The sequence below is a fragment of the Oleiphilus sp. HI0117 genome, from assembly GCF_001635235.1.
On the sequence record NZ_LWGA01000625.1, the window covers coordinates 1 to 4,974 of the forward strand.

The window sequence follows — 4,974 nt, forward strand, 5'->3', positions numbered from 1 at the left end:
TGAGGGCTCTTAGCGCATCTTTTACGAACTGCTGGTTATTCATTAGAACGCCCTCGGTAATTTCAAACTCAAGTGTATGTCTGGCAACTTGATGGTCCTGAATAATTCTTTCGACTTGAGATATCAGGTCTGGATCTCGAAACTGCCGTGGCGACAGGTTAACCGCCATGCGAAAGTCTGCTTGGTATTGCTTTTGCCACTTTGATGCTTGAGATAGCGCCTGGTGCAATACAAATTGACCAATAGGAATGATCAACCCGGTTTCCTCTGCGATCGGAATAAACTCATCAGGAGGTACTTGTCCTAAGGTTTGGTTATTCCAGCGTAATAGTGCTTCGGCTCCAATAATTTTGTCAGTCTGAACATCGACTTGAGGCTGGTAGGCGAGCGAGAATTCATTTCGGTCTAAGGCACCATGGATTTGTTCTTCAAGCTGTAATCTTCGGGCGACTTGTTGGTTCATTTCCTCAGTGTAGAACGAGTAGGCGTTTCGCCCGAGAGACTTGGCGTGATACATGGCTGAGTCGGCATTTCTTAGCAAGTCGGTCGGAGTAGCACCGTCATGAGGGAAAAGAGCAATGCCAATGCTGGCAGTTAGCATCAGTTTACGACCTTCAATATCAAACGAGCTTCTGAATTGTTCTAATATGCGCTCAGCAGTTTTTTGCGCAGACTTCTCGTCATCTAGGCCGCCCAAAATTAAGATGAATTCATCGCCTCCCAAGCGGCCAACTGTATCGCCCGTTCGAAGTACTTCTGATAGGCGCTCTGCAGCAACCATCAATACTTCGTCACCCATGTCATGGCCAAGGGAGTCATTAACCTTTTTAAAATCGTCTAGATCAACGAACAGTAAGGCAACTTTGTTGTTTTGACGTTGGGCTTCACCAATGATGTGGGTGAGCCTATCCAAAGATAAAAGTCGATTGGGCAGGTCAGTCAGCGAGTCAAAATGCGCTTGGTGAAATATTTTTTCTTCTTGTGCTTTGCGTGTCGAGATATCTTCCTTGACGGCAAGATAGTGAATCACTTTCCCATACTCATCCTTTACTGGAGAGATGTGCCCATATTCCCAAAAGGTCTCGCCATTCTTTTTACGAATTTGTACTTCGCCTTCCCAGCTATGTTCTTTTTCAAGCGCTTCGAAGAGTGCTGCGTAGGTATCTTTTTTTGCGTGGTCAGGCATTAGGCTGAAAAACTTCTTTCCTTCAACCTCACTAAGAGGGTAGCCGGAGGTCGTTTCAAATGCCTGATTTACATACTTTATGCTCCCATTGGTGGCGATGATCATGACCGACACAGGGCTCTGCTCGACGGCTTGGGAGAGGGTACGAATTTTTTGTCCGGTTTTTACTTCCTGGCTGATATCGCGAACTATCCCGAGTACCAGGGCTTTGCCGTCAATATCAATATTTTTCCCGACCACTTCTGAGTGATAAGTGCTTCCGTCTTTACGTTGAAGCAAAACTTCAACGGTTAGCCCTTCTTCAGTGGTTTTGGTTCTTTCGAAAGAGCGGTGATCTTGTTCGGGTGCCTTTATATCAAACACCGTCATGCCTAGCAGCTCATCTTTGCTGTAGCCGCTCATCTTACAAAAAGCAGGGTTAACAAATACGTAATTACCCTCAGTGTCGGCAACTGTAATGCCTTCAGAGCTTTGGTCAGTGATGGCCTTGAGCATGCGATCACTTTCAATATGCTTTTGTTGTCCTGATCCCATGAGTGCCTTGTTGCAGTTATACGTCAATTAAAGAAAACAAGCGTTTACTATGACTAATTAGTTTAGTAGGAACTTAGGAAATTCCTAGTTATTGAGGCTTAAATAGAGAGGAAACTTGAGCAGAGCTTAATTTAAATGACTGTGAGAAGTTCCAGTTCACGCATTAAAATATCGTCGCTACCAACATTAAGCTCTACTAAACGCTTAAGGTGGGTCATGCTGTCGATATCAATGTGCTGGCATTTAAAACCTAAGGTATTGTTTTCCTCGTGGGAAAAGGTGAGTGACATAATAATATGGCTTTCGCTACCTGATAGTCTGATGGTCGCTTCGCAAGGCGTATCAACATCCAGGCTGAAGTGGTCAGGCCGGTGAACCAGAATTCCGCGCAAGGAAATATCAAGGACTTCGGTAGACCATTCAAGGTCATCCTGACGCAAGGTGCAATCGGCATTAAATAGAATTCGGCTAAAATGACGGCGCTCGTCTTGTTTTGTCTCTTCGCTCATTTGGCCTCCGGCAACTCTGTTCTGCAAACCAGTTTGAAGGATAACAGAGAGGATTAATTATTATAGTCATTCATTAGAATATAAGTGCTATATCAGGTAACTGCAAGCTTAGGCAGTCCTTTTGAGAACAAATCGCTCAAAAGAACCGCTGTTTCAGGCTTTCAGCTAGTTTGGCAGCCTTGGCTCTTAGGCAAGCTTCTTATAGTTGACACGAGTAGGTGTCTTGGCTTGTTCACCTTTACGAGCTTTGAAGTCTTCTTCGTATTCAGTGTAATTGCCTTCAAACCAGACCACTTCACTATCGCCTTCATAAGCCAATATATGCGTTGCAATTCTATCGAGGAACCAACGGTCGTGCGAAATCACTATTGCGCAACCAGGGAATGCCAAGACGGCTTCTTCCAGTGCTCGTAGTGTTTCTACGTCAAGATCGTTGGTTGGCTCATCGAGTAGTAGAACGTTCGCACCTTGCTTAAGCACGTTGGCTAAATGTAGACGGTTACGCTCGCCACCAGACAGCTCATTCACTTTCTTTTGCTGGTCATTACCACGGAAGTTGAAACGACTGACATAAGCACGAGATGGTGTTTGGTAATTGCCGATAGTGATCATATCGTTACCGTCACTGACTTCTTCCCATACCGTCTTGGAATTGTCCAGGTCGCGCGTTTGTTCAACGAAAGCCAGCTTAACAGTATCACCCAAACGAATAGTGCCTGAGTCGGGTTGCTCTACGTCTGCTAGCAGCTTGAATAGTGAAGATTTACCTGCACCGTTACCACCAATTACACCGACAATGCTTCCGGGTGGAACACTAAAGCTCAAATCTTTGAATAGCAGCTTGTCTTTGTATTGCTTACTGACACCATCGAGCTCGATAACAACATCACCCAGGCGTGGCCCTGGTGGAATGTAAATTTCCATGGTCTCGTTGCGTTTCTGTAGGTCGGAAGAGTTAAGCTCTTCAAAGCGCTTAAGACGCGCCTTGCTCTTGGCATGTCGCCCTTTTTGGTTGCTGCGAACCCACTCTAGCTCAGATTTAATACTCTTTTGGCGAGCATCTTCTTGCTTTTGCTCATGCTCTAAACGTTTCTCTTTATTTTCAAGCCACTGAGAATAGTTACCTTCAAATGGAATGCCATGGCCTCTATCGAGCTCCAGTATCCAACCTGCAACATTATCAAGGAAGTAACGATCGTGGGTGATGGCGACGACGGTTCCAGGGTAGTCATGTAAGAAACGTTCCAACCACGCGACACTTTCTGCATCAAGGTGGTTGGTCGGTTCATCAAGAAGCAGCATGTCCGGCTTAGAAAGTAATAGACGGCAAAGAGCGACACGACGCTTTTCACCACCTGATAAATGTTTAACTTCAGCATCCCATGGTGGCAGTCTTAAGGCATCAGCAGCGACTTCCAGTGTTCTTTCCAGATTATGACCATCACCGGTTTCAATGATTGCTTCTAGCTTGGCTTGTTCTGCGGCTAGAGCATCGAAATCTGCACCTTCTTCAGCGTACTCTGCATAAACTTGATCTAGGCGAGTTAACGCATTTTTAATCTCACTCACGCCTTCTTCAACGTTGTCTCTGACCGTTGCTTCTTCGTTAAGTTCAGGCTCCTGAGCGAGGTAGCCAATATTGATACCCGGCTGAGGGCGGGCTTCACCAATATAGTCTTTATCAACGCCCGCCATAATTCTTAGCAGTGTTGATTTACCCGCGCCATTAAGACCCAATACACCAATTTTGGCGCCGGGAAAAAATGAAAGGGAGATATCTTTGAGGATTTCTTTTTTAGGTGGGACAACTTTTCCCACGCGATTCATGGTGAATACGTACTGTGCCATACAAATAGCCTTAATTAGTAAAAACGGGGTCGATCTGAATGGGCTAGACGTTAGCTAAAAAAGGCAGGCTTGGCAATCCCTGCTCCAGACTAATTGACTAAATCGTTCGAAGCAGGGTAATGATTGTGATGAGGAGACTTAGATTTTCTTGTGACGAATACCCACTAAGCCAAGAAGACCTAGGCCAAGCAAGGCAATAGAAGAGGGTTCTGATACGCTTTGGGTAATGATGCGCGCATCATCAATCCAGTAGCGACCTACCGTTGCGCGATCAACCAGTATCGACTGGGAGCTAGTAAATGTTAGAAAATCGTTACTTTCCCACTTTCGAGAAGTTGATGTCTCGTAATTGGCCCCCGTACCACCAAATATATTGTCCGACGCATTGAGTTTTTTACCGTTGAGGATGATCGCAACAATGTCACTATCAAACTCAATTAATTGCTTGGTCTCTTTACCGCTCGAGGTGCCTAGTGGGTCAAAGTGAATCAGGTGAGAACTGTAACTGCCTGCACTTAGGTAAGGTGAATTTTTGCCAGTTTGCTGACCTCTTAAGGTATCACCAACGAACAGGTTACTCCCAAGCAAGTAGTCAACTTGAACCTGTTGATGAGCTATCGCAATGCCCTGTTGTTCATCAAACGTTTGAAGCTGATCAGACTCTTGTTGCGACCAGCTAAAGTTTAGCCCGTCGGCATTGCCGGTCGGGTTAATGAGGCCTGCATTGACGGTTGATGCAGCAAACAGCAGACTGCTGACAGCAATGATTTTCTTTAGCATTTTCTTTCCTGGTTTGGTTTTAGCCTTTCCATCGTGCTTGTGCTTTTTGGANGAACTATTCATAAACAATGACTTCAGTGTATAGGCTGTTCTTAGGTTTTAGTAATGGGCATAGGC

4 protein-coding genes are annotated in these 4,974 nt (G+C 45.3%); all 4 read right to left on the reverse strand.

Annotation, left to right across the window (positions count from 1 at the left end):
- Positions 1 to 1,720: PAS domain S-box protein (locus A3757_RS07180; RefSeq protein ID WP_068739370.1), on the reverse strand; the 1,720-nt coding region annotated here is incomplete at its 3' end.
- Positions 1,721 to 1,851: 131 nt separating this feature from the next.
- Positions 1,852 to 2,229, reverse strand: coding sequence for a PilZ domain-containing protein (locus A3757_RS07185; protein WP_068513956.1), 378 nt, complete (start codon positions 2,227 to 2,229; stop codon positions 1,852 to 1,854).
- A 186-nt stretch (positions 2,230 to 2,415) separates the two neighbouring features.
- The gene (gene ettA / locus A3757_RS07190; protein ID WP_068513959.1) at positions 2,416 to 4,077 is read right to left on the reverse strand and encodes an energy-dependent translational throttle protein EttA; all 1,662 of its coding nucleotides are present in this window, start codon (positions 4,075 to 4,077) and stop codon (positions 2,416 to 2,418) included.
- A 138-nt stretch (positions 4,078 to 4,215) separates the two neighbouring features.
- Positions 4,216 to 4,920 (reverse strand): PEP-CTERM sorting domain-containing protein, encoded by a 705-nt coding sequence (locus A3757_RS07195; protein ID WP_068739372.1) that lies wholly within the window; start codon positions 4,918 to 4,920, stop codon positions 4,216 to 4,218.
- Positions 4,921 to 4,974: the final 54 nt, after the last annotated feature.